At 63.3% G+C, this 22,734-nt stretch carries 21 protein-coding genes and 1 pseudogene; 7 read left to right on the top strand and 15 right to left on the bottom strand.

All coding sequences use genetic code 11. The features are described 5' to 3' along the window. Positions 1–274: 274 nt before the first annotated feature. The 3 genes and pseudogenes from KSS90_RS25870 to KSS90_RS09015 all read left to right on the top strand — a co-directional run. Positions 275–1,372, top strand: a pseudogene (locus tag KSS90_RS25870) (HAMP domain-containing protein); the annotation flags it as partial. A 75-nt stretch (positions 1,373–1,447) separates the two neighbouring features. Continuing rightward, positions 1,448–2,227 (top strand): methyl-accepting chemotaxis protein, encoded by a 780-nt coding sequence (locus KSS90_RS25865; protein ID WP_437180086.1) that lies wholly within the window; start codon positions 1,448–1,450, stop codon positions 2,225–2,227. Positions 2,228–2,352: 125 nt separating this feature from the next. Beyond that, complete coding sequence (locus tag KSS90_RS09015) at positions 2,353–3,537, top strand: MFS transporter (RefSeq protein ID WP_225933142.1); 1,185 nt, start codon at positions 2,353–2,355, stop codon at positions 3,535–3,537. A 109-nt stretch (positions 3,538–3,646) separates the two neighbouring features. On the opposite strand, the gene KSS90_RS09010 is transcribed toward KSS90_RS09015, so the two are convergent. Continuing rightward, entirely contained in the window at positions 3,647–5,461 is a 1,815-nt protein-coding gene (locus KSS90_RS09010) for an ABC transporter ATP-binding protein/permease (protein WP_217869070.1), read from the bottom strand. A 160-nt stretch (positions 5,462–5,621) separates the two neighbouring features. Here KSS90_RS09010 and KSS90_RS09005 point away from each other — a divergent pair, with 160 nt between their 5' ends. Continuing rightward, entirely contained in the window at positions 5,622–6,041 is a 420-nt protein-coding gene (locus KSS90_RS09005; RefSeq protein WP_217869069.1) for a GNAT family N-acetyltransferase, read from the top strand. A gap of 120 nt (positions 6,042–6,161) precedes the next feature. Here KSS90_RS09005 and KSS90_RS09000 read toward each other — a convergent pair whose 3' ends face one another. The 13 genes from KSS90_RS09000 to KSS90_RS08940 all read right to left on the bottom strand — a co-directional run bounded on the left by KSS90_RS09000 (position 6,162) and on the right by KSS90_RS08940 (position 18,422). After that, a complete protein-coding gene (locus KSS90_RS09000; protein ID WP_217869068.1) occupies positions 6,162–6,374 on the bottom strand; it encodes a formate dehydrogenase subunit delta in 213 nt (70 codons plus the stop codon). Continuing rightward, positions 6,371–9,247 carry a formate dehydrogenase subunit alpha gene (gene fdhF, locus KSS90_RS08995; protein WP_217869067.1) on the bottom strand — a complete coding sequence of 959 codons (2,877 nt, stop codon included), beginning with the start codon at positions 9,245–9,247 and terminating at the stop codon, positions 6,371–6,373. Before fdhF ends, KSS90_RS09000 begins: the two co-directional genes overlap by 4 nt. Beyond that, entirely contained in the window at positions 9,244–10,788 is a 1,545-nt protein-coding gene (locus KSS90_RS08990; protein WP_217869066.1) for a formate dehydrogenase beta subunit, read from the bottom strand. The genes fdhF and KSS90_RS08990 overlap by 4 nt, the downstream gene beginning before the upstream one ends. Then, positions 10,782–11,267: a formate dehydrogenase subunit gamma gene (locus tag KSS90_RS08985; RefSeq protein WP_217869065.1), complete on the bottom strand. Its 486-nt coding sequence runs from the start codon at positions 11,265–11,267 to the stop codon at positions 10,782–10,784. The genes KSS90_RS08990 and KSS90_RS08985 overlap by 7 nt, the downstream gene beginning before the upstream one ends. Positions 11,268–11,618: 351 nt before the next feature. After that, complete coding sequence (locus KSS90_RS08980) at positions 11,619–12,776, bottom strand: glutathionylspermidine synthase family protein (protein ID WP_217869064.1); 1,158 nt, start codon at positions 12,774–12,776, stop codon at positions 11,619–11,621. Positions 12,777–12,778: 2 nt separating this feature from the next. Beyond that, positions 12,779–13,531, bottom strand: a complete 753-nt coding sequence (locus KSS90_RS08975) for a DUF1190 domain-containing protein (RefSeq protein ID WP_217869063.1) — start codon at positions 13,529–13,531, stop codon at positions 12,779–12,781. Positions 13,532–13,556: 25 nt separating this feature from the next. Continuing rightward, positions 13,557–13,982, bottom strand: a complete 426-nt coding sequence (locus tag KSS90_RS08970; RefSeq protein WP_046856317.1) for a DUF350 domain-containing protein — start codon at positions 13,980–13,982, stop codon at positions 13,557–13,559. 12 nt (positions 13,983–13,994) lie between these two features. After that, on the bottom strand, positions 13,995–14,651 hold the full coding sequence (locus KSS90_RS08965; protein WP_217869062.1) for a DUF2491 family protein: 657 nt from the start codon (positions 14,649–14,651) through the stop codon (positions 13,995–13,997). 196 nt (positions 14,652–14,847) lie between these two features. Next, the gene (locus tag KSS90_RS08960; protein WP_046856319.1) at positions 14,848–15,549 is read right to left on the bottom strand and encodes a PspA/IM30 family protein; all 702 of its coding nucleotides are present in this window, start codon (positions 15,547–15,549) and stop codon (positions 14,848–14,850) included. Between the two features lie 16 nt (positions 15,550–15,565). After that, a complete protein-coding gene (locus KSS90_RS08955; protein WP_217869061.1) occupies positions 15,566–16,180 on the bottom strand; it encodes a YjfI family protein in 615 nt (204 codons plus the stop codon). 107 nt (positions 16,181–16,287) lie between these two features. Then, positions 16,288–16,920, bottom strand: coding sequence for a hypothetical protein (locus KSS90_RS08950; protein ID WP_217869060.1), 633 nt, complete (start codon positions 16,918–16,920; stop codon positions 16,288–16,290). A gap of 11 nt (positions 16,921–16,931) precedes the next feature. Further along, the gene (locus KSS90_RS08945; protein WP_217869059.1) at positions 16,932–17,222 is read right to left on the bottom strand and encodes a hypothetical protein; all 291 of its coding nucleotides are present in this window, start codon (positions 17,220–17,222) and stop codon (positions 16,932–16,934) included. A gap of 270 nt (positions 17,223–17,492) precedes the next feature. After that, positions 17,493–18,422 (bottom strand): LysR substrate-binding domain-containing protein, encoded by a 930-nt coding sequence (locus KSS90_RS08940; protein WP_217869058.1) that lies wholly within the window; start codon positions 18,420–18,422, stop codon positions 17,493–17,495. A gap of 232 nt (positions 18,423–18,654) precedes the next feature. Between KSS90_RS08940 and KSS90_RS08935 the strand changes: the two genes are divergently transcribed. The 3 genes from KSS90_RS08935 (at position 18,655) to KSS90_RS08925 (ending at position 21,288) form a co-directional block, all read left to right on the top strand. Beyond that, positions 18,655–19,638: a DUF1852 domain-containing protein gene (locus KSS90_RS08935; protein WP_217869057.1), complete on the top strand. Its 984-nt coding sequence runs from the start codon at positions 18,655–18,657 to the stop codon at positions 19,636–19,638. A gap of 26 nt (positions 19,639–19,664) precedes the next feature. Next, a complete protein-coding gene (locus tag KSS90_RS08930) occupies positions 19,665–20,699 on the top strand; it encodes a methionine synthase (RefSeq protein WP_217869756.1) in 1,035 nt (344 codons plus the stop codon). 85 nt (positions 20,700–20,784) lie between these two features. After that, positions 20,785–21,288, top strand: a complete 504-nt coding sequence (locus KSS90_RS08925) for a flavin reductase family protein (RefSeq protein WP_217869056.1) — start codon at positions 20,785–20,787, stop codon at positions 21,286–21,288. A 190-nt stretch (positions 21,289–21,478) separates the two neighbouring features. On the opposite strand, the gene KSS90_RS08920 is transcribed toward KSS90_RS08925, so the two are convergent. Next, entirely contained in the window at positions 21,479–22,540 is a 1,062-nt protein-coding gene (locus KSS90_RS08920; protein WP_217869055.1) for a hypothetical protein, read from the bottom strand. Positions 22,541–22,734: the final 194 nt, after the last annotated feature.

The raw sequence follows: 22,734 nt of genomic DNA, 5'->3' as shown, positions 1-22,734 counted from the left end.
ACAGCTGAAAGGCCGCAAAAGGCTGCTTGGGAAATGTCCTACGCTAGATATGGAAAATCTTAGTAATCCCTCTTGAAACGACCGTCCAACCCTCTTCGCGGGGCAAGCCCGCGTACACACCACTCTGCTACCTGCCCAGGAAGTCAGGACAATTTCTAAGTTTCCTGTACACGAAACATCTACTAAAGGTTTATATTCCGCCCGCCGAAACAGAAAAGGTAGCAAGTGGCCACCACTCCAGCGCAGCGGCCATGTACACCCTTCACACTCACGGATGGGCGTCACGATGAAAATAAAAAACAAACTGATCCTGGCCTTCGTACTGGTGGCCTTCATCCCGGTGGCCCTGGTCGGTGGGATTTCGGTGCTGAACATCCGCAACGAGGCGGTGGACCAGTTCCTCGACGGCAGCACCCGGGAAATCCGCCAGATCGACGGCAACATGCGCCAGTTCTTCGATGGCACAGTGCAGAATGTCGATCAAATGGCCAAGGATCCTGTATACACCTCGGTCACTTCACTGAAGGACTACACCGGCGCCGACGCCGCCAGCCGGCCGATGCCCGAGGCTGCGCAGAAGGTCATCGACGCCTTCGCCCGCTATGGCACCACCCACCCGGCGGCGGCGATCCTCTCCATTGGCCTGGAAGACGGCAGCTACGCCAAATGGCCGGACGATCCACAGCTGGCCAAGTACGACCCGCGCACTCGCCCTTGGTACAAGGCCGCCATGGCCAGCCCGGACAAGACCGTGCGGACCACCGCCTACTACTACGACAAAGACGACGTGGCCCTGGTCGGCACCGCTCGGGCGCTGCTCGACGAAGCCGGCAAGGCCAAGGGCGTGTTCGTGGTCAGCGTGTCGCTGAAGAACCTCACCGAGCTGGTCAAGAGCATCAAGCTGGGCGACAGCGGCTACGTGATGCTGATCGAGGACGGCACCGTGCTGGTCGACCCGCGCAACGCCACCCACGGCTTCAAGCAGCTCAAGGACCTCGGCGCGCCCTACGCGCAACTGGCCGCCACCACCCAGGGCTCCACCGAGGTGGTGATCGACGGCGTGCGCTACATGGCCAACGTGTGGACTTCGCCAGGCCTGGGCTGGCGCTTCGTCGGCCTGATCGAGTACGACGAAGTGATGGCCGCCGCGACCCGCATGACCTACCTCACCGCGCTCATCGTGGTCGTGCTGGCCTTGGTCTTTGCCCTGGTGGCAGCGGCGTTCTCGCGGGTCATCGTCAAGCCCATCGGCCAGGTCAGCACCGGCCTGCAGTCGATCGCCGAGGGTGAAGGCGACCTGCGCCGCGACCTGCAGGTCCAGGGCAAGGATGAAACAGCCGAGCTGGCAGGCTGGTTCAACAAGTTCCTCGCCGCCATCCGCCAGCTGATCCAGCGCATCGGCGCGGCCTCGACCAACCTGCACGAAGCCTCGCGCAGCAACAGCGAGATGGCCGGCAACATGAACGAGGCCGCCGGGCGCCAGCGCGAGGCAGTGGAACTGGTGTCCACCGCGTTCAACGAGATGGTCGCCACCGCCAACGAAGTGGCGCGCTCGTGCAGCAGCGCCGCCGATGCCGCCGAAAAGGGTCACCGCCGCGTGGCCGAGGGCAAGCAGCAGATCGAAGCGACCACCGACAACGTCAATCGCCTGGGCCGACGCCTGAGCGAGTCGTCCCAGGCCATGGTCGAACTGGAAGAAGGCAGCCGCAGCATCAATCAGATCCTCGGCACCATCCGCGCCATCGCCGAGCAGACCAACCTGCTGGCCCTCAACGCCGCCATCGAGGCCGCCCGGGCTGGCGATCAGGGCCGCGGCTTTGCCGTGGTGGCCGACGAGGTGCGGGCACTGGCCAAGCGCACGGCCGACTCCACCGGTGAGATCGACCAACTGCTCAACACCCTCGGCGGCAAGACCCAAGAGGTCTCGCAGAAAATGGAAAGCTGCCTGGATCTGTCGCGGGCCAGCGTGTCATCGATCGAGAATGCCCGCGACAGCTTCGAAGGCATCCAGCTCTCGGTGAACGAGATCCGTGACCAGAACCTGCAGATCTCCGCCGCCGCCGAGGAGCAGCACAGCGTGGCCGAGGAGATCAACCGGCATATCCAGCAGATCTACGACGAAGCACGGCTGGTGGAAGGATTGGCCAGCTCGGCCCAGGCCGACTCCGGCAGGCTGGCGCAGCTATCGGATGAACTGAACGGGCTGGTGGGGCGCTTCAAGTCGTAAGCTGCCCAACACCTTGGGGCCGCTCTGCGGCCCTTTCGGCAAGCCGGCTTGCCGACGCTGAGGCTGGTTCTGTCTACAGTGATATCGGAGCAAGGCCGAGATCACCGATGAACAACGATCCACACATGCGCCGCCGTCACGCTCTTCCCCCCATCCCCCGTAGTGTCTGGGCCCTGGGCGTGGTCTCGCTGCTGATGGACACCTCCTCGGAGATGATCCACGCCCTGCTCCCTCTGTACATGGTCAGCGTGCTCGGCACCTCGGTGCTGGCCGTTGGCCTGATCGAAGGCATCGCCGAGGCGACGGCGGCGATCACCAAGGTGTTTTCCGGCGCCCTCAGCGACCGCCTGGGCAAACGCAAGCTGTTGACGGTGCTCGGCTACGGTCTTGCTGCGATGACCAAACCGGTGTTTCCGCTGGCTCCAGGGCCGGAATGGCTGATTGCGGCACGCTTCGTCGACCGAGTCGGCAAGGGCATCCGCGGCGCGCCACGGGATGCGCTTGTCGCCGACATCACCCCCGCCGAACTGCGCGGTGCAGCATTCGGCCTGCGCCAGGCGCTGGATACGGTAGGTGCCTTTGTCGGGCCGTTGCTGGCGATCCTGTTGATGTGGCTGACCGCGAGCCACTTCCAGACGGTGTTCTGGGTAGCGGTGGTCCCGGCGTTCATGGCTCTGTACGTGCTGATTGTCTGCGTCCGCGAGCCCGATAAACCTGCGGCGGCCATCAAGGTGGCTGCGCCTCTGGCACTGCGCGAACTGGCCCGGTTGGGTAACGGTTACTGGCGCCTGGTCATCCTGGCCACACTGTTCACCTTGGCGCGCTTTAGCGAAGCGTTTCTGTTACTGCGAGGCCAGGCGCTTGGACTTGCCCCCTTGTGGGCGCCAGCGGTGCTGGTGCTGATGTCGCTGGCGTATTCACTGTCGGCCTATCCTGCCGGGGCACTCTCCGACAAGGTCGGGCGACGCGGTGTGTTGATGTTCGGGCTGGTTCTGCTGGTACTGGCCGATCTACTGCTGGCCTGGTTGCCGGGCCTGTCCGGCCTGGCGCTGGGCGTGATCTTGTGGGGGCTGCACATGGGGTTTACCCAAGGCGTGTTCAGCGCCCTGATCGCCGACAGCGCACCCGAGGCGCTGCGCGGGACTGCGTTCGGCGTGTTCCATCTGGTGACCGGGGCCGCGTTGCTGGCCGCCAGTGTGCTGGCTGGAGGACTGTGGGACTGGGCGGGGTACCAGACGACGTTCATGTTTGGGGCCGCCTGCGCCGCGATCACATTGGCGGGGCTGTGGTTTATCCGGCGCAATGGCTGATCGCGGGAGCGAGCTTGCCCCGCGCCAACGCCACAGGGTCAGCTTCATTGCCTGACCTGACGCTATCGCGGGGCGAGCCCGCTTCTACGGCTACGCGGGGTGCCTGGAATTACAGAGTCATGGCTGCGGGCTGTTGCTCCAGCAGCGACCAGCCCCCCTGCCCATCCACCTCCAGGCGATGGGAATGAAACCCCGCCAAGGTGCTGCGGTGCCCGACACTGACCAGCAGCGTCGCTGGCAGCTCCGCGCGCAGCAGCGAATACAGCGCATGCTCCAACCCTTCGTCCATTGCCGAGGTGGACTCGTCGAGGAACACCACCTGCGGCTGGTTGAACAGCACCCGGGAAAACGCCAGGCGCTGCTGTTCGCCCAGCGACAGGATCCGCGACCAATCGCGCTGCTCGTCCAGCCGTTCGGCCAGATGAGCGAGATTGACCTGGCGCAGAGCCTGCTGCATGCGCGCATCGTCGCCGGGCGCGCCCTGTGCCGGATAGGCGATGGCCGTGCGCAGGTCGCCCAGCGGCAGGTACGGGCGCTGCGAGAGGAACAGCGCCTGCGTCCCCAGCGGTCGCCTGACCTCGCCCTCGGCATGGGGCCACAGGCCCGCCAGGGCGCGCAGCAAGGTGGTCTTGCCGCTGCCCGAGGGCCCTTTGATCAGCAGCGCCTGACCGCTGTGCAAATTCAGGTCGAGATCGGCAATCAGCGCGTGGCCGTCGGGGCGGCGCACCTGCAAACCATGAATGCCCAGCGCATGCGCCTGGTCCACGGTGGTCACCCGTGGCAACTCACTGGCCTGCTGGTTGGCATCGAGAAACCCGGTCAAACGGTCTAGGGTGGCGCGATACTGGGCGAAGGTGTCGTAGGACTCACGGAAGAACGACAGTGAATCCTGCACCTGGCCGAAGGCCTGGGCGGTCTGCATCACATCGCCGAGCTTGATCGCACCACTGAAAAAGCGCGGCGCTTGGAGGATGAACGGGAACACCACCGCCACCTGGCTGACGCCCAGGTTGAACCCGCTGAACTTGAGGTTTCGGAACACCAGGGCCCAGGCGTTGCCGATCAAGGCGAAGAAACGCCCGAGCAAGGTGCCGCGCTCCACCTGCGCGCCCTGGTAGAAGGCGATGTTCTCGGCGTTCTCGCGTAGGCGCATCAGCGCGTAGCGGAAGTTGGCGGTGAGTTTTTCATTAAGGAAATTCAGGCGGATCAGCGGCTGGCCGAGGCGAAAGGCGATCCAGGTGGCGATCAGCACATAGATGTAAACGGCAAACACCATCGCCCGGGGGATTTCGACGCCGGCCACGGCCAGTGGCGCCGACAGGCCCCAGAGAATGCCGGTGAACGCCACCAGCGACACCACCGCGCCAACCGCCCCCAGCGCCAGGGAAAGGGAACCTGTGACGAAGTTGTTCACGTCCAGCTCGATGCGCTGGTCGGGGTTGTCCACGGGCTCTGCGAGAAACTGTCCACGGTAGTAGGCATCGCCGTGCATCCAGTCGGCGGTCAGGCGCTCGGTGAGCCACACCCGCCAGCGAATGTTGAAGGCCTGGGTCACATAGAAGGTGAACAGCGAACGCAGTACATGGATGGTCGCCAGCACCGCGAACACCCCGAGCATGTACCAGAACGCCGTCTGGTCCAGGGCCTGCAAGGCACTGTAGAAACCGTTGTACCAGAACGAAAACAGCACGTTCAGGCGCACCGCGAACAACGTCAGCACCAGCAGCAGGGCGAAGGCCAGCAGCGGGCGCCAGCTGCGCCGCCAACTGAAATAAGGCCCGGCCAGTTGCCAGAACTGAGCGCCCCAGCGGGTGCAGTACACCGCCAGGAAGGCGGCGGCGATGAAGCAGCCAAGGGTGACCAACGAGGCGATCGCCAGCCAGCTCAGGCTCGCTTGCAGGGCCTGGTGCCAGTTCATGTCCATGGTGGGCTTCCGTCAGGGTGTTTTTGCGAGCGTAGCACCGGCTATTCGTTAACCCTGCGAACATGACGGACATTTCATCCAGGCCATGCGCTGCGCCAACATCTGTGCAGGACGTGTCCGGGCGCGGATAATCGCGGCACCTTCATCGCAGAGCCCCACCATGCATATTCGCCTTGCTGGACTACAGGACCTGCCGGCACTGATCGCAATCGACAGCGTTGCCCGCCAAGACCCGCAGCGTGCCGAGCAGATTGCCGACTGGCTCGGGCGGTACCGTTGCCTGGTGGCCGAAGTACAAGGCAACGCGGCCGCCTATGCGGTGATGCACCGACACTTCTTCGGCTGTGCGTTCATCGAGATGCTGATGGTTGGCGAAAACCATCGGCGCGCTGGGCTGGGGGCTGCGCTGCTGGCCTGCATACAAGTCGATTGCCGTGGGCAGAAGCTGTTCACCTCGACCAATCGCTCCAATGAGCCGATGCGCCGCTTGCTGGAGCGCCAGGGCTTCGTCGAGAACGGCGTAGTCGAAAACCTCGACCAAAGGGACCCGGAGCGGGTCTATTTCTGGATATCAGAATAAGCCGGGCCGCCTTGCGCCCCATCGCCGGCAAGCCGGCTCCCACAGGGTAGCGCATGATCTCGAGCTGACGCGGTCGGAGTGGGAGCCGGCTTGCCGGCGATGGGCCGATCCTGCCCTACATCAAATCACCGGGTGCACCGCCTCTCGCACCAGCGCATCCAACTCCAGGCCCCCATCAGCCTGCACCCTCTCGGTCAACTGCCGACGCATGCCAGGCGTCCAGAAGCTCTGCAGATGCTGCCTCACCCCCTGCACCGCCTTGGCATGGTCCGGCTCACTATCGAAGTAATGGCCGATCTGGTTGGCCATCTTCACCAGGTTGTCGCTGCTCATCGGCGCACCTCCGCCTTTTCCGCCTGACGCCGCTCCTTGAGCAAGCGCCGCTGCTCGTCGCTGAAACTCTGATAGCGTTTCTGCCATTCCGACGGCTGGAACACCTTCACCACTTCCACTGCGGTGACCTTGTATTCCGGGCAATTGGTGGCCCAGTCGGAGTTGTCGGTGGTGATCACGTTGGCCCCCGACTCGGGGAAGTGGAAGGTGGTGTACACCACCCCCGGCGCCACTCGGCTGCTGACCCTGGCGCGCAGCACGCTCTGCCCGGCGCGGCTGCCCACGCCCACCCAGTCGCCGTCGGCGATGCCGCGGCTCTCGGCGTCGCTGGGGTGGATCTCCAGGCGGTCCTCGTCGTGCCAGGCGACGTTGCCGGTGCGCCGAGTCTGCGCGCCGACGTTGTACTGGCTGAGGATGCGCCCGGTGGTCAACAACAGCGGATAACGGCTGTTGACCTTCTCGTCGGTAGGCACGTAGCCGGTGAGCATGAAGCGCCCCTTGCCGCGCACGAACTGCTCGATGTGCATGGTCGGCGTGCCGTCGGGGGCGGCCTCGTTGCATGGCCACTGCAGGCTGCCGTGGCGGTCGAGCTCGGCATAGCTGACCCGGCGGAAGGTCGGGGTCAGGCGGGCGATTTCGTCCATGATCTGCGACGGATGCTGGTAGTCCATGTGATAGCCCAGGGCGTCGGCCAAGGCCAGGGTCGCCTCCCAGTCGGCCTTGCCGGCCAGCGGTTCCATGACCTTGCGCACCCGCGAGATGCGCCGCTCGGCATTGGTGAAGGTGCCGTCCTTTTCGAGGAACGAGCTGCCCGGCAGGAACACATGGGCGAACTTGGCCGTCTCGTTGAGGAAGATGTCCTGCACCACCACGCATTCCATCGCCAACAGCGCGGCGGTGACGTGCTGGGTGTTGGGGTCGCTCTGGGCGATATCCTCACCCTGGCAGTACAGCGCCTTGAAGCTGCCGTCCAGCGCAGCCTCGAACATGTTGGGTATGCGCAGGCCCGGGTCGGGCTGCAGGGTCACGCCCCAGGCCTGTTCGAACTCGGCGCGCACGCTTTCGTTGGAGATATGCCGGTAGCCGGGCAACTCGTGGGGGAACGAGCCCATGTCGCACGAGCCCTGCACGTTGTTCTGCCCGCGCAGCGGGTTCACCCCCACCCCTTCGCGGCCGATGTTGCCGGTGGCCATGGCCAGGTTGGCGATACCCATTACCGCAGTGCTGCCCTGGCTGTGCTCGGTCACGCCCAGGCCATAGTAGATCGCCGCATTGCCGCCGGTGGCGTACAGCCGGGCGGCGGCGCGAATCTGCTCGGCGTGTACGCCGCACACCGGGCCGAGCACTTCAGGCGCATTGTCGGGCTGGGCGACGAAATCGCGCCATCGCGCGAAGTCCTCGGTTTCGCAGCGGGCATCGATGAAGCGCTGGTCGAGCAGGCCCTCGCTGACGATCACATGGGCCAGGGCGTTGAGCATGGCCACGTTGGTACCCGGACGCAGTTGCAGGTGCAGTTCGGCACGGGCATGCGGCGAGTCGACCAGGTCGATACGCCGTGGGTCGATGACGATCAATCGCGCGCCCTGGCGCAGGCGGCGCTTGAGCTGCGAGCCGAACACCGGATGCGCGTCGGTGGGGTTGGCGCCGATCACCAGCACCACGTCGGCCTGCATCACCGAGTCGAAGCTCTGGGTGCCGGCGGACTCACCCAGGGTCTGCTTGAGGCCGTAGCCGGTGGGCGAATGGCAGACCCGCGCGCAGGTATCGACGTTGTTGTTGCCGAAGGCCGTGCGCACCAGTTTCTGCACCAGGTACGCCTCTTCGTTGGTGCAGCGGCTGGAGGTGATCCCACCGATCGAATCTCGTCCGTACTTGAGCTGGATGCGCCGCAACTCGCTGGCGGCATAGGTGACCGCCTCGTCCCAGCTGACCTCTTGCCACGGGTCCTCCAGGCGCTTGCGAATCATCGGCTTGGTGATGCGGTCCGGGTGCGTGGCATAGCCCCAGGCGAAGCGGCCCTTGACGCAGGCATGGCCGTGGTTGGCGCCGCCATTCTTGTCCGGGACCATGCGCACCAGCTGGTCGCCCTTCATCTCGGCGCGGAACGAGCAGCCCACGCCGCAATAGGCACAGGTGGTGATCACCGCGCGCTCGGGCTGGCCGAGCTGGATCAGGCTTTTCTCGCTCAGGGTCGCCGTCGGGCAGGCCTGCACGCAGGCGCCACAGGACACGCATTCGGAGCTGAGGAAATCGTCACCGCCGGCCGCCGCCACCCGCGAGTCGAAACCGCGCCCGGTGATGGTCAGGGCGAAGGTGCCCTGGATGTCTTCGCAGGCACGCACGCAGCGGCTGCAGACGATGCACTTGCTCGGCTCGTAGTCGAAGTACGGGTTGGAAATGTCCTTGTGTTCGTCCAGGTGATTGGCGCCGTCGTAGCCATACCGCACCTCGCGCAGGCCGACCTGGCCGGCGACAGTCTGCAACTCGCAGTTGCCGTTGGCCGAACAGGTCAGGCAGTCCAGCGGATGGTCGGAGATATACAGTTCCATCACGTTGCGGCGCAGGTCAGCCAGGCGTGGCGTCTGCGTGCGCACCACCATGCCCTCGCCCACAGGCGTGGTGCAGGAAGCCGGGTAGCCGCGCATGCCATCGATCTCGACCATGCACATGCGGCACGAGCCGAAGGCCTCGAGGCTGTCGGTGGCGCACAGTTTGGGGATGCTGGTGCCGAGCATGGCCGCGGCGCGCATCACCGAGGTGCCGGCGGGCACGCTGATCGAACGGCCGTCGATGACCAGGCTGACCTGCACCTCGCTGAGGCGTTGCGGGGTACCCAGGTCGAGGTCGCTGCCGGGGTCGAAGTAATTGATCATTGCGCGGCCTCCAGGCCGAAATCGGCGGGGAAGTGCTTGAGGGCGCTGACCACCGGGTACGGGGTCATCCCGCCCATGGCGCACAGCGAGCCGTATTGCATCGTGTCGCACAGGTCGCGCAGCAACCCCGCCTGGCTTTCGCGGTAGGCCGGGTCGGTGCTGGCGATCAGTCGGTCGACCACTTCCACGCCGCGGGTCGAACCGATCCGGCACGGCGTGCACTTGCCGCAGGATTCTTCGGCGCAGAACTGCAGGGCGAAGCGGGCCATGCCGGCCATGTTCAGGGTGTCGTCGGCCAGCACCACACCGCCGTGGCCGAGCATCGCGCCAATGGCGGCGAAGGCCTCGTAGTCCAGCGGCGTGTCGAACTGTTCAGGCGGCACCCAGGCACCCAGCGGGCCGCCGACCTGCGCCGCCTTGATCGGCCGGCCACTGGCGGTGCCGCCACCGTAGCCTTCCACCAGCTCGCGCAGGGTCAGGCCGAAAGCGCGCTCCACCAGCCCGCCATGGCGGATATTGCCGGCCAACTGGAACGGCAAGGTGCCGAGCGAGCGGCCCATGCCGAAGTCGCGGTAGTAGGCCGCGCCCTTGGCCAGGATGATCGGTACCGAGGCCAGGGTGAGCACGTTGTGCACCAGCGTCGGTTGGCCGAACAGGCCCTCCAGCGCCGGCAACGGCGGCTTGGCGCGAACGATGCCACGCTTGCCCTCCAGGGACTCGAGCAGCGCGGTTTCCTCGCCACAGATATAGGCACCCGCGCCGACCCGCACCTCGAGGTCGAAGGCCACGCCGCTGCCGGCGACATCCAGGTAACCGGCCTCGCGGGCCAGCAGGATCGCCTCGTTGAGCGCGCGCACGGCATCGGGGTACTCCGAGCGCACATAGATGTAGCCCTTGCTCGCCCCCACGGCGAGGCCGGCGATGATCATGCCCTCGATCAACAGGAACGGGTCGCCCTCCATCAGCATGCGGTCGGCGAAGGTACCGGAGTCGCCCTCGTCGGCGTTGCACACCACGTACTTCTGCGTGGCCGGCGCCTGGCGCACGGTGCGCCACTTGATGCCCGCCGGGAAGGCCGCGCCACCTCGGCCACGCAGGCCCGAATCGAGTACCGCCGCGACCACTTCGTCGCCGTCCAGCAACGTGGCCTGGCGCAGCCCCTCGAAGCCACCGTTGGCGTGGTAGTCATCCAGCGACAGTGGCCGGGTGATGCCGGCGCGGGCGAACAACAGGCGCTGCTGGGTTTTCAGGTAGGGAATGTCCTCGACCGGCCCCAGCGCCAGCGCATGGCCGGCGTGCTCGCCCGCCAGGGCATCGAGCAGGCCCGGGACATCCTCAGGTGTGACCGGCCCGAAGCCCAGCCGGCCTTGCGCAGTGTCCAGTTCTACCAGCGGCTCTAGCCAATACAAGCCACGGGAGCTGGTGCGCTTGATGCGTAGCGGCAGGTTGCGCTGCGCCGCCTCGCGGGCCACCGCATCGGCCACTTGGTCGGCACCGACTGCACGGGCCAGCGAATCACAGGAGATGCACAGGTTCAACATGCCTTCACCTCCTCTCGGCAGCTCGCCACCAGCGCCCGTAGGCGCTCCGGGGTAACGCGGGCGTGGAGCTGGCCATCGAGCTCCAACGCCGGCGAGCAGGCACAGGCACCCAGGCAATACACCGGGCGCAGGTCGAGCGCACCGTCTTCGCTACGGCCGTGATCATCCAGCCCGAGCTGCTCGCGCAATTGCGCGGCCAGCGCCTCGGCGCCACGGCTCTGGCAGGACTCGGCGCGGCACAGGCGCAGGGTATGACGGGCCGGCGGCGTGGTACGGAAATCGTGGTAGAAGCTGAGCACCCCGCGCACCTCGGCCTGGCTGAGGTTGAGGGCATGGGCGATCTCGGCGACGGCGACGCCGGGGATGTAGCCGGCGCCGGCCTGGATGGCGTGGAGAATTGGCAACAAGGCGCCGGGGGTGTCCTTTTCACGGGCCAGGACACGCTGGATCAACGGCAGGTGGTTCAACTCATCAGGCATACAGCGGACCTCGGCAACCCGGCCCGGCCCTGATCGCGGGCCAGTGTCCGGCGGTGTTCAGCTGCGGGGCGCCTGCCGCGTCACGGTGGCGGCAGGCCAGGCACCCTCCTTGCCTGTGGCCATGCGTCTTGCTGCGCGCGGTCCACGGGCATCCTCAGAGCATGGCAGCTATTGCGCGAAGAGGTTGTACGCGGGCGACCCGGCGCGTCCTGAAACCGACCATGGGAGGGGCCGCTTCGCGCCCCATCGCCGGCAAGCCGGCTCCCACAGGGATAGCTGACGCGCTCAGTGTGGGAGCCGGCTTGCCGGCGATGGGGCGCGGAGCGGCCCCCGCATAGACAGCCCTGACACTCAGTCCACGACTACATGCGGCACGAACCGCGAGCTGTCCTTGGTGATCAGGGTGTCATCTTCACGAATGCCGATCCCCGAGGCGAGATCACCGACCACCCAAGAACCGATCAGGGTGTAGCTGTCACCGAACTTCGGCAAAGGCGCAAAGCCTTGCAGGATATACGGCGCATCATCGTAGGGCCCGTCCTCGAACACCCGCTGGTCATCGGTGGTGCGAATGTCCACATTCGCACCCTCGCGGGAGAAATACGGCTTGCGCACCCAGCCCTTGGGCACCGGCCGCCGGGGGTCTTCGTCGAGGAAGGCCGGCAAAAGGTTCGGATGGCCCTCATGCCATTCCCACAACAACGGCAGGATGCCCTTGTTGGAGATCAGCGACTTCCACGCTGGCTCGACGAACTGGGTATCGCAACCGGCGATGGCCTGGCCGAAGTCCTCGTGGAAGATATGCTCCCAGGCGTGCAGCTTGAACAGACGCGGGATCGGTCGGCCTTCGAGGTCGACGAAACGCCCCTCGTCGTTCAGGCCGATATCCTCCAGGTCGATATGCCGGGTGCTGATACCCACGTGCCCGGCCATCTTGCGCAGGAAATCCGTGGTGCCGCGGTCCTCGATCGAGCCGCCGATGGCCGAGAAGTAGAATGGGCTTTCACGTTCGAAGGCGGCAAAAGCCCGCACCAGGTCTTCAGCCAGGGTGTTGAACTGGCTGGCATGGGCCGGCAGCACGCCGCGCTCGATCTGCTGCTCAAGCCAGATCAGCTGGAACGCCGCGGCTTCGTACAGCGAGGTCGGCGTGTCGTAGTTGGCCTCGATCAGCTTGGCCGGGCCCGTGCCGTCGTAGCTGAAGTCGAAACGCCCGTAGAGGTGCGGATGCCCCTCCTTCCACGAACGACGCACTAGGTCGAAGAACGCCGGCGGAATCGCCAGGCGGGTCATCAGCGCTTCGCTGTCGACGATGCGCGCCACCGCGTCCAGGCACATCGCGTGCAGCTCCTGGGTGGGCGCCTCCAGGTCACGGCTGACCTGGGCTTCACTGAACTGGTAATAACCGCGCTCGTCCCAGTAGCGCTCACCGTCGATGGTATGGAAGGCGAAGCCCTCGCGCTCGGCGGTTGTGCGCCAGTCCGGGCGTTCGTCGCAGTGGACCTTGCGCATGCTCAACCGCCGAAACTGAAGCCGCCGCTGCTCTTGCCGCCCCAGCCGCTGCGCGCAGTGGCCTGGCTGCCGAAGCCGCCACGGGAGATCGACGAGGACACGCTGGAGCGGGTCGAGGTTCTGGACTTGTAGCTGCTACCGCTGGAACTGCCGGAGTAATAGCTGCTGTAGCTGCCGCCGCTCTGCTGGGCCTGGTCGGAGCGCTCGAAACGCTTGCCTTGGTCGATCTGCTGGCCGAGGGTGGTGGTGCGATATCCACCGCTACTGTCACGGTACTGGTAGACCGGCTGCGAATAGTACTGACGATTGCCGCCGCTGAGCACCTGGCCGAGCAGCAGGCCGGTGAGCAGGCCATTGAAGTTGCTACCACCGCTGCTGGCCTGGCCGCTGTTCTCGACCTGGGCGCGGGCCGCATCGACCTGGGACTGGCTGACCTCGCCCGACACCGCCAGCTCGAAACCACCGAGGCGCGGCATGTAGCGGTTGTCGCTGGTGACCTGGCAGTAGTCCGGCACGAAATCGGCCTCGCACGCCGCCTTGTCGCCATAGGTCGGCGCGACCCGACGGTGATCGGCCAACGCCTCCATATAGGCATCGGAACACACATCCACCGGCATCTTGTCATCGACACAGGCCTGGACGGTGGGGTAGTTGCTGCGCTTGCTGACCGTGTAGGTTTCCTCGGGCGCGCTGCACGCGGTGAGCGCCAGCGGCAGGGAACTGGCCAGCACCAGCTTGACGGAACTGCGTCTCATGTATGGCTCCTTGCGCGCAAACGGCTCAGACCGACGGGGTCATGCAGGCCGAGTTGAGGAAGCCCACGCTGATCGCCACGGCGGCGGCGTAGATCGCGGCGGCCATCTCGCCCTTGGCGATGCGGCTGGCCAAGCCCTTAAGCACCAGGCTTGTGATGGCGAAGGCGAGCAGTTGCACCACGGCGGCGATCACCACCCAGACCACGAAGTCGAGCAGGCTGACGCTGTAGGCGATGATGTTGCTGGCCGGCAGCGAGAAGCCGATCAGCGCGCCGCCCAGGGCGATGGCGGCGGCGCTGTTGTTGTCGCGGATCAGGGCGAATTCGCGGTGCGGGGTGAGGTGCGTGTAGATGAACTGGAACAGCCAGAACAGCACCAGCGCCACGCTGATGTAGAGAATGAAGCCGATCACCGCCTGGGCGTTGAGCGACATGCGAAGTGCGTCGAGCATGGTGAATCCTTGTCAGATGACGTTGAAGTCCGTTGATTGCAGGGTGACACCCACCGAAGTGGTCAGGCTGACATTGCCGTCCTCGTCTTCCTCCACCGACAGCAGGAGGAATTCGCGGCGATCGGTCAGGCCGGTTTCGCGGGCATACAGCATCGACAGGTGCTGGATGCGGTAGCTGGTCTCGGGGCTGGTGACCCACTCGCTGATCGGCGTGAGCTCGGTCTGCCCCTCTTCGCTGCCCCATTGGCGAACGAACTCGTAGCCTTCGTGCTCGTAGTACGGCAGGCCGATGTTCGACTCGGAGCCGACCAGGCGCTTGAGCTCCGCGTCGCTGGTGACCGGCACCACGCTGTAGTAACCGAACAGGATGATGTCACGCACATCGTCAGCCGACGCGCCGTTCATCACCACCTGCAGCCAGTAGTCCTCGTCTTCCATATAGAAGCGCGCCAGGCGCACCGACTGGCCGAGGTCGACTTCACCGACCGCCCAGACCACTTCCTGCTCGGGGACCTCCAGCTCGGAATGCCCGTCGAGCAGCAGTTTGAGCGAGCGATCGAGCTTGAGCATGCGCCCGCTGCCCAGGCCGAATGGCAGGTTGCCTTGGGCCTGGCTGCCGGAGGCAGGTTTGGGGGCTTCGAAGCCCATGAAGCGTTTCAACCAACCCACGGGGCATCTCCTGGGTGAGAGGGTGACGGAACAGGAGCCAATACTGGAGCTGTAGCGAACAGGCTGGGCCTGTGGGGAGAAGGCGACATTGAAAATCCCTTGGGTCGCGGCAGTCCTTTGGCGGGGGCGACACGATACTGCTTTTCGTGTGCCCCGCCAACGGTTCTGCAGCAGGGATTTGCGCCAGCCGGGCAGATCACTCCGCCGGCTTGGCCGCCTTGGCCTTCAAGCGTGCCAGCACATCGTCGGCACCACTGTTGCTGGCGCCGATCCCGGCCGACTTCAGGCGTGCTTCCAGATCGCTGCCGTCAGCCTTGCCCGCCAGCTCCGCCGCCGCTTCCAGCTCGGCGGCACGCTCGGTCTGACGCTTCTTGATACGGTCCAGCGAGCCGACCGCCGTTTCCAGGCTGCCATTGGCGCCGCCGGTGGCCGACGCCGCACTGACCTGGGCACGCTGCACGCTCTCGCGGGCCTTCACCAGATCGACCTGCTGCTTGAGGCCCTTGATCTGCGCCTCGGTCTTGCTCACGGTGGCGGTCAGGGTCGTCACCGACGCACCGAACTGATCGGCCAGCGCCTGCTCGCTGTCACGCTGGTTGGTCAGGTCGGCGATGCGCGCCGCGCATTCGTGGGCCAGGCCCTCCTCGCCCTTGTCCAGCGCGGCGATGGCTTTCTGCTCCCAGTCGCCGATGGTCTTGTCGAACTCGGTGATGCGCTGTTGCGCGGTCTTGTGCTTGGCCATGATCTTGACCAGCTGGTTGCGCGCATCGATCAGGTTGTTGTCCGCGTCGCGGATCTCCTGGTCGAGGATGCGCAGGGCCTGGGAGTCGACGATCGCCTCACCGACTTCCGAAGCGCCGCCACGCAGGGCGGTGACGATCTTTCTCAACAAACTCATGGTGCAATCTCCGGAATCAGTGGGTGAAGTAGTCTTCGAAATCTTCGGCGGCGGTGATGACGTTGTCGGCCAGGGTGTGGATCTCCTGGACGATGTTGTCCAGCGACGAGGCCGCGCTCAGGGCGCCGAACATGGTGTACACCGACTCGCCCGAGGGCAGCGTGTGCAGGCCGATGGACGACAGCGGGAACACGTCGCGAGTGCGCAGCACCGCATCGTTGAATGCAGCGCGGTCTTTCACCTGGCTGGCTTCCACCAGCAGCGTGTCGACCAAAATCTGCTCACCGGCCACAGCGATGTACAGCGGCAGGCCGTCCAGTTCGTTCATCACCAGCTTGAGGCTGGGCTCGGCGCCCTGTTGCAGGGACAGGCCGATCGCTCCGCCGCACACCTCGTCCAAGTCTTGCAGGGCGCTGTGCAGCGTTTCGATCGTCCAGTGGGTGTGCTCGGTCATGAAATCCTCCGTTCTGACCTGTTTGCCCGCGAAGGGCTGACGTAAAGCCTTCTCGATGCCGCGCAGGGCGGCGGCGTGCTCGGGCAGGATCCACAGCTCACGCTTGACCAGGCCCGCGGCCTTGAGCCGGGCGCGCATGTCACGCATGTAGTCAGTGGAGCTTTTCTTGCCTGCCATCGAAGGGGGTGTCCTTGTCTCACATGTGAGGCACGTTACGCCTGGATCAGGAGCTGTGCAAGCCTCACATGTGAGGGGCGATGCCCGCACGGTGCTCCCGCCCCAACCTACCCCGCCACCCGCGTCAGCCGCTGCAGCGCCTCGATCACCTGCGGATCACGCGCCTCGAGCACATCCTCCTGGATCCTTGCGATCACCGCCTTGAGCAGCTCAGTCTGACTCATCCGGGTTTGCCCCTGCAGCGTCAGGAAATCCTCGGCCATGTGCGGGTTGACCTTCATCGACAGCCGCCGCGTGGCCCCGGACGCCGGCAACCCCCTCTGACGCCGCTGCGCGTCGAGTGCCTGGACGAAGGCCTCATGGCCAGGTTGCAGACCCGCCCCCTGGCGGGCCTGCACCAGCCAATGGAAATAATGGGCGAGGAACAGCTTGCGCAGGTGTGCCCCCGCCTCGCTGCTGACCGCTTGCATCGCCGAGTCGAGCACATCGAGATACACCGCCGGCAGCCGCGCCTCGATGGACTTGAGCTGCTGCTTGCGCGCCTCGCGGATTGCCGGAGTGGACTGCGGCGGAATGGCCACCACCGTATCGCAGCCATCGCACACGCCCACCAGAATGTCCCGCGCCACGCCGAGGCCATCGCTGAAAGGCACGTCGCGCCGGGTGTAATGCATGGCGACCAACGCCTGGCAGCGCTCGCACAGGGCCTGGCCGGTGTCGCCCTCGAACAGGATATTCATGCTTGGGTTACTCATTGGTGAACACTGATGAACCACGTGTGCGGCTCGATGAAATAGAACTTGATGTACCAGCCGGAGCGCCTGAGCACATGGACTTCGATGGCTGGCACCGCATGGTGGGGGCTGCAGCTGTAGTGAGTGCCATTGCAAGCACGGATGACCTCGATGACATCGCCCGCACTGACCGCGCCAAGTGCCAACAGGTTCTTTACCTCGATATCGCCCCGCGCTGCATGCAGGTACCTCCCGGATTCGAGCGCGGCAATCACCGCGCTCTTGGCTGCCTTGAAGCCTTTTGGCATGACCCCTCCCTGGCATTACGAAAATCATCGTACATTTTCTGAGCGAATCCAGCTTGCGCTACGCCTCAGCCGACCAATGGCGCTGTCGCGCACCGATGAAGCCTGGGCATGAACTATGGTCGTGGGCACGCAAGGGTGTGGCCTGGATGTGTAACCAGCGCTTTCGGGGATATACAGCGTGTTTCGCGCGATCCTTGCCGACTCGATGATGACCCGCTGATCCGTGCGCCTCGATTGCCAGGTAATGCGCTGCGATAGCTGGGCTGGCTGTCAAACGGCGATCCCGGAAACAGCATTGACGCCTTCCAGCGTCGCGAAGGACATATCCTTTGCCGTGAGCAGGAAGTCGCTTACATAAGGCACTTCGAGCATGTCGCTGCGGACCGCCGCGTAAAGTTTTGCCTGCAGCCCTTTCTCTCCCAGTCGCTTGGTGGTCACGTAACCGCGCGAGCTGTACTCATGCACGGCCCAGTTCGGCAGGCAGCACACACCGCGGCCGCTGGCCACCAGTTGCATCATCATGATCGTCAGCTCCGAGGTGCGTACTTGCGCCGGTTCGATGTCGGCCGGGTCGAGGAAGCGGGTGAAAATGTCCAGCCGGTTGCGCTCGATCGGGTAAGTGATCAGCGTTTGGCTGGCAATGTCGCCGGGTTCGAGGTACGGCTTTGCACGCAAGGCGTGATGATTATCGATGGCCAGCAGTGCTTCATAGCCGAACAGTGGCACGTAGGTGATCCCCGGCAGTTTCACCGGGTCGGACGTAACCACCAGATCCAGATCGCCCCGCTCCAACGCCGGCAGCGGGGCGAACGAGAATCCCGATGCCAGGTCCAGTTCAACCTCCGGCCAGGCACTGCGGAATTCGTCCACCGACGGCATCAGCCATTGGTAGCAACTGTGGCACTCGATCGCGATGTGCAGCCGCCCGGCCGTCCCCCCAGCCAGTTTGCCCAGGTCACGCTCCGTGGCGCGAATCTGCGGCAGTACCTGCCCGGCCAACTCCAGCAGCTTGAGGCCGGCGCTGGTGAAGCGTACCGGCTTGGATTTGCGTATGAACAGCGGCATACCGATGCGCTCCTCCAGCTCCCGAAACTGGTGGGACAGCGCCGACTGCGTCAGGTGCAGGCGTTCGGCGGCTTCGTAAAGGCTGTCCGTTTCGCGCAAGGCATGAATGGTGCGCAGATGTCTCAGATCGATCATGAGAAAAACTACATTTGTTTGCAAAAAAAATGAGTTTGTCTCATGACAGCCTGATCTTTGACAATCCCCTCATTGAATTTGCGCGAATGACACAGCGCAGCTTGGCACAGGCCCCTCTCGATTTTTCCCGCTTGGGTTTAGACGAAAGATCGCCGATCGCCTGACGGCTCCCATCACCGAGCAACCCGAACTTTTTCTTGCCTCGCCTCAGACACCAGGGCACACGATCACCATGAACAACGAGATTGCATTCACCCTCAAACGTATTTGCTTCGATGAGCACTATCAGCCTTCGGACAAGACGCGCACCACCACCAACTTTGCCAACTTGGCGAGGGGCAGCAGTCGCCAGGAAAATCTGCGCAATACCTTGAGAATGATCGACAACCGCTTCAATGCCCTGGCGCACTGGGACAATCCCAGAGGCGACCGCTACACGGTCGAGCTCGACATCATTTCAGTGGAAATGGATATCGGCCTCTCAGGCACTACCCCTGCACTACCCTTGATTGAAATATTGAAAACGACGGTGGTCGATCGGGAAACCAACGAGCGTATCGACGGCATGGTCGGCAATAATTTTTCGTCGTATGTGCGCGATTACGATTTCAGCGTGCTGTTACTGGGGCACAACAAGGATCGACAAACTTTCAGCACACCGGATGATTTCGGAGACCTGCACGGAAAGCTGTTCAAGTGCTTCGTGAATTCGAGCGCCTACAAGGAGAATTTCAGCAAGCCCCCTGTCATCTGCCTGAGCGTTTCGAGCAGCAAGGTTTATCACCGCACTGAAAATCAGCACCCGGTCCTGGGCGTGGAATACCTACAGGCGGAATACTCGCTGACCGATGAGTACTTCAAGAAGATGGGTTTGAAGGTGCGCTACTTCATGCCGCCCAACAGTTCCGCGCCGCTGGCGTTCTATTTTGCCGGCGATCTGCTGGGCGACTACAGCAACCTGGAACTGATCAGCACCATCAGCACGATGGACACCTTCCAGAAAATCTACCGGCCTGAAATCTACAACGCGAACTCCGCCGCCGGCAAAACCTACCAGCCCAGCCTGCAGCACCAAGACTACTCGCTGACGCGCATCGTTTACGACCGCGAAGAGCGCAGCCGCCTGGCTGTGGAACAGGGGAAGTTCGCGCAAGAGCATTTCATCAAGCCCTACCAGGCGGTTCTCGAGCAGTGGTCTGCCCGTTGCGCGCTTTGACTCAACCAGACACAAGGTTTTCCAGTATGAAAAAGCTGTTACCCACTTCCACTGCGGGCAGCCTGCCCAAACCCGCCTGGCTTGCCGAGCCTGAGAAACTCTGGTCGCCATGGAAGTTGGAGGGTGATGAACTGATCGAGGGCAAGCAAGACGCGCTGCGCTTGTCCTTGCAAGAGCAACAGCACGCCGGTATCGATATCGTCAGCGATGGCGAACAGACTCGTCAGCATTTCGTCACGACCTTTATCGAACACCTCGACGGTGTCGATTTCGAGAAGCGCGAGACCGTCAGAATCCGTGATCGCTACGATGCGAGCGTGCCGACGGTTTCAGGCGCTGTTGCTCGCCGCAAGCCTGTCTTCGTCGACGACGCCAAGTTCTTGCGTCAACAAACCTCGCAACCCATCAAGTGGGCGCTGCCAGGCCCCATGACGATGATCGACACACTGTATGACGCCCACTACAAAAGCCGCGAAAAACTGGCCTGGGAGTTCGCCAAGATACTCAACCAGGAGGCCCGTGAACTCGAAGCGGCGGGTGTCGACATCATCCAGTTCGACGAACCCGCCTTCAACGTATTCTTCGACGAGGTCAATGACTGGGGTGTGGCCACCTTGGAGCGCGCCATCGAAGGGCTCAAGTGCGAAACCGCCGTGCATATTTGCTACGGCTACGGCATCAAGGCCAACACCGACTGGAAAAAGACCCTGGGCTCGGAATGGCGGCAATACGAAGAAGCCTTCCCCAAGCTGCAGAAATCCAACATCGACATCGTCTCGCTGGAGTGCCACAACTCCCACGTGCCGATGGAGCTGATCGAACTTATCCGTGGCAAGAAAGTGATGGTTGGCGCCATCGATGTCGCCAACCACGCCATCGAAACACCCGAGGAAGTGGCCGATACCCTGCGCAAGGCCCTGCAGTTCGTCGACGCCGACAAGCTCTACCCTTGCACCAACTGCGGGATGGCGCCCCTGCCGCGCCAGGTGGCAAGAGGCAAGCTCAATGCGTTGAGTGCGGGCGCGGAGATTGTTCGCAGAGAACTGGCAAACAAGCGCTGAGCCCAGGTCGGAGGCAACAGGTGGAGGCCCCTACAGATGCGGGCCTTCCCACGCCTTCGAGCGGTACCCATACCCAGGATCTACTATGTCACTCCCTATCGAGCCATCGAGCTTTCGCGAAGCGCTCGGGCACTACGCCTCCGGTATCACGGTCATTACATCGCACACCGATGACGAGCCGATCGGCTTCACTTGCCAGTCGTTCTACAGCGTGTCGATGTCCCCGCCACTGGTGTCATTCAGCGTGATGGCCAGTTCGGCCAGCTACCCCAGGATTCGCCAGGCCGGCCGCTTCGCGGTCAACATCCTGGCGGGTGAGCAGATCGGAATTTCCAACCAGTTCGCGCGGCGCGGCACGGACAAGTGGCACCAGGTTGAATGGCAGCCATCGCCGCTGGGCAATCCGATCATTGCCGGCAGCCTGCATTGGATCGATTGCGAAATCCACGCTGAACACGTCGCGGGCGACCACCTGATCGTCGTCGGGGAAGTGAAAGCGTTGAACCTGCAGCAAACAACGCCTTCGCAGCCATTGCTGTATTTCAAAGGGCAGTACTGCAGCCTTGAGACACGGGTGCAGGTCGCCTGAGCGTCAAAACAGCCCGCCCACGGTCAAGATCAGGCCAGCGCCATTCAACGCCGGCCAATCCCTGTGTCAAGACCGAAAGCAGCATAGCAACCCGGGCATTGCCAATGCCCATAGTTCCAATTAGCTATTGCCTGGCGCCTGCAGGGAACCTATCCGGGCTAGCCGGAAAAGTATTAAGAGATTCCCCTAGCTATTGCAACTTCACACCGAGGCTCACTAATGCAGCCAACTCCAGAGGGTTAAACTCGTTGAGGTTGGGGCTATGATTACGAGTGATTTTGAACTGCTTATCAATATCGGGCATATCAAGCTTCGCGCGAAGTAAACTGACCAGCTTGTCAGCCACGACGTCAGCGCGGGTCAGACGGCACAGAAGCTCATCGTCATCATCGGCCTCTCCCACTAGCATGGTGGCTGCTCCCATAACCTCATGTACCCGCTGACCGAAATGACCTTCTAGGTGCTCTAGTATCTTATGCGCCTCGTCAGCACCCAGTTTAGTTATATGTTCCTGAAACCCTTCGATAATGAAGCTACTTTGCGCTTCAGCATCCATTACAACCTTAGAATTACTGGCTTTTTCGAACCAACGGCTTTCCTGTTCGTGTACGAATGCCAGCAGCCCACCTAGAAAAGCGCCTGTATTTGGACGCTGGGTGGCCAAGTTCGCTAGTGCCGCCTTGACTGAAGGCTTATGAGAGCCCGCATCGTGAGTCAAACTCAACGCGAGGGTGCGGACCAGTTGCAAGTCCCCACGGGTCTTTACCATCCTCTCAATTGTCGTAAAATCCGCACGGCCATCGACGATGGCGTCTTGCAAGGCGTTAATCTGCTCGGCGTTTAGCGTTACATCGAAGAGCTCTTGATCAACTTTTGAGGAAGTCGTGAGCAGGCTTACTGTATTCAGCACGCTCTTGAAGCCATTACCAGAACTACGGGCGAAATGTGCTGCGTGGCCAGCCGGCTCGGCGTGCTGCATGGGTCGATCCTCCGGCAGGGCCTGAGCATCATCGCCTCTACCGAGACGACTGAACAACCATTGGAGTAACTCCTTCAGCGGCTCGACTATGGATACTTTCAGGTGGTGGAGCAAACCCTTACCTGAGCTAGGTTCTGTTCGCGTGGCCAAACGATGGGCCTCTGGCGAGGTAGTAACGGGTATCACCTGCGCCTTACCAACAATACCTGGATCGGGCTGGTCGCTGACTGGGTTGGGCTGGTACTGGAAAATCTGACTACCATGGATCAGCATAGGTAACTCCTTGGTTGAACCTAGCGATCAATGTAAGACCCTGGGCAGCGCACAAGCTATCAACGCTGACCGCTTTATTTTAGGCGGCGCTTTCAAGCTAAGTTGTCGGGCATGGTCAACCAAAGGCACGCGACTTGATGCCTTAGTTGAAACGCTGTAAGAACGCATTCAAGGCAACCTGATCCACAGTCACA

This window comes from Pseudomonas maumuensis (assembly GCF_019139675.1).
GTDB lineage: Bacteria > Pseudomonadota > Gammaproteobacteria > Pseudomonadales > Pseudomonadaceae > Aquipseudomonas > Aquipseudomonas maumuensis.
Note: the sequence above shows the minus strand (reverse complement) of the source record. Positions and strands in the feature narration are given on the sequence as shown.

What these genes read in the sequence shown, in the direction of transcription:
- KSS90_RS25865 (WP_437180086.1), top strand. Translation starts at nt 1,448, where the DNA reads ATGGCCGGCAACATGAACGAGGCCGCCGGGCGCCAGCGCGAGGCAGTG.
- KSS90_RS09015 (WP_225933142.1), top strand. Translation starts at nt 2,353, where the DNA reads ATGCGCCGCCGTCACGCTCTTCCCCCCATCCCCCGTAGTGTCTGGGCC.
- KSS90_RS09010 (WP_217869070.1), bottom strand. Translation starts at nt 5,461, where the DNA reads ATGGACATGAACTGGCACCAGGCCCTGCAAGCGAGCCTGAGCTGGCTG.
- KSS90_RS09005 (WP_217869069.1), top strand. Translation starts at nt 5,622, where the DNA reads ATGCATATTCGCCTTGCTGGACTACAGGACCTGCCGGCACTGATCGCA.
- KSS90_RS09000 (WP_217869068.1), bottom strand. Translation starts at nt 6,374, where the DNA reads ATGAGCAGCGACAACCTGGTGAAGATGGCCAACCAGATCGGCCATTAC.
- fdhF (WP_217869067.1), bottom strand. Translation starts at nt 9,247, where the DNA reads ATGATCAATTACTTCGACCCCGGCAGCGACCTCGACCTGGGTACCCCG.
- KSS90_RS08990 (WP_217869066.1), bottom strand. Translation starts at nt 10,788, where the DNA reads ATGTTGAACCTGTGCATCTCCTGTGATTCGCTGGCCCGTGCAGTCGGT.
- KSS90_RS08985 (WP_217869065.1), bottom strand. Translation starts at nt 11,267, where the DNA reads ATGCCTGATGAGTTGAACCACCTGCCGTTGATCCAGCGTGTCCTGGCC.
- KSS90_RS08980 (WP_217869064.1), bottom strand. Translation starts at nt 12,776, where the DNA reads ATGCGCAAGGTCCACTGCGACGAACGCCCGGACTGGCGCACAACCGCC.
- KSS90_RS08975 (WP_217869063.1), bottom strand. Translation starts at nt 13,531, where the DNA reads ATGAGACGCAGTTCCGTCAAGCTGGTGCTGGCCAGTTCCCTGCCGCTG.
- KSS90_RS08970 (WP_046856317.1), bottom strand. Translation starts at nt 13,982, where the DNA reads ATGCTCGACGCACTTCGCATGTCGCTCAACGCCCAGGCGGTGATCGGC.
- KSS90_RS08960 (WP_046856319.1), bottom strand. Translation starts at nt 15,549, where the DNA reads ATGAGTTTGTTGAGAAAGATCGTCACCGCCCTGCGTGGCGGCGCTTCG.
- KSS90_RS08955 (WP_217869061.1), bottom strand. Translation starts at nt 16,180, where the DNA reads ATGGCAGGCAAGAAAAGCTCCACTGACTACATGCGTGACATGCGCGCC.
- KSS90_RS08950 (WP_217869060.1), bottom strand. Translation starts at nt 16,920, where the DNA reads ATGAATATCCTGTTCGAGGGCGACACCGGCCAGGCCCTGTGCGAGCGC.
- KSS90_RS08945 (WP_217869059.1), bottom strand. Translation starts at nt 17,222, where the DNA reads ATGCCAAAAGGCTTCAAGGCAGCCAAGAGCGCGGTGATTGCCGCGCTC.
- KSS90_RS08940 (WP_217869058.1), bottom strand. Translation starts at nt 18,422, where the DNA reads ATGATCGATCTGAGACATCTGCGCACCATTCATGCCTTGCGCGAAACG.
- KSS90_RS08935 (WP_217869057.1), top strand. Translation starts at nt 18,655, where the DNA reads ATGAACAACGAGATTGCATTCACCCTCAAACGTATTTGCTTCGATGAG.
- KSS90_RS08930 (WP_217869756.1), top strand. Translation starts at nt 19,665, where the DNA reads ATGAAAAAGCTGTTACCCACTTCCACTGCGGGCAGCCTGCCCAAACCC.
- KSS90_RS08925 (WP_217869056.1), top strand. Translation starts at nt 20,785, where the DNA reads ATGTCACTCCCTATCGAGCCATCGAGCTTTCGCGAAGCGCTCGGGCAC.
- KSS90_RS08920 (WP_217869055.1), bottom strand. Translation starts at nt 22,540, where the DNA reads ATGCTGATCCATGGTAGTCAGATTTTCCAGTACCAGCCCAACCCAGTC.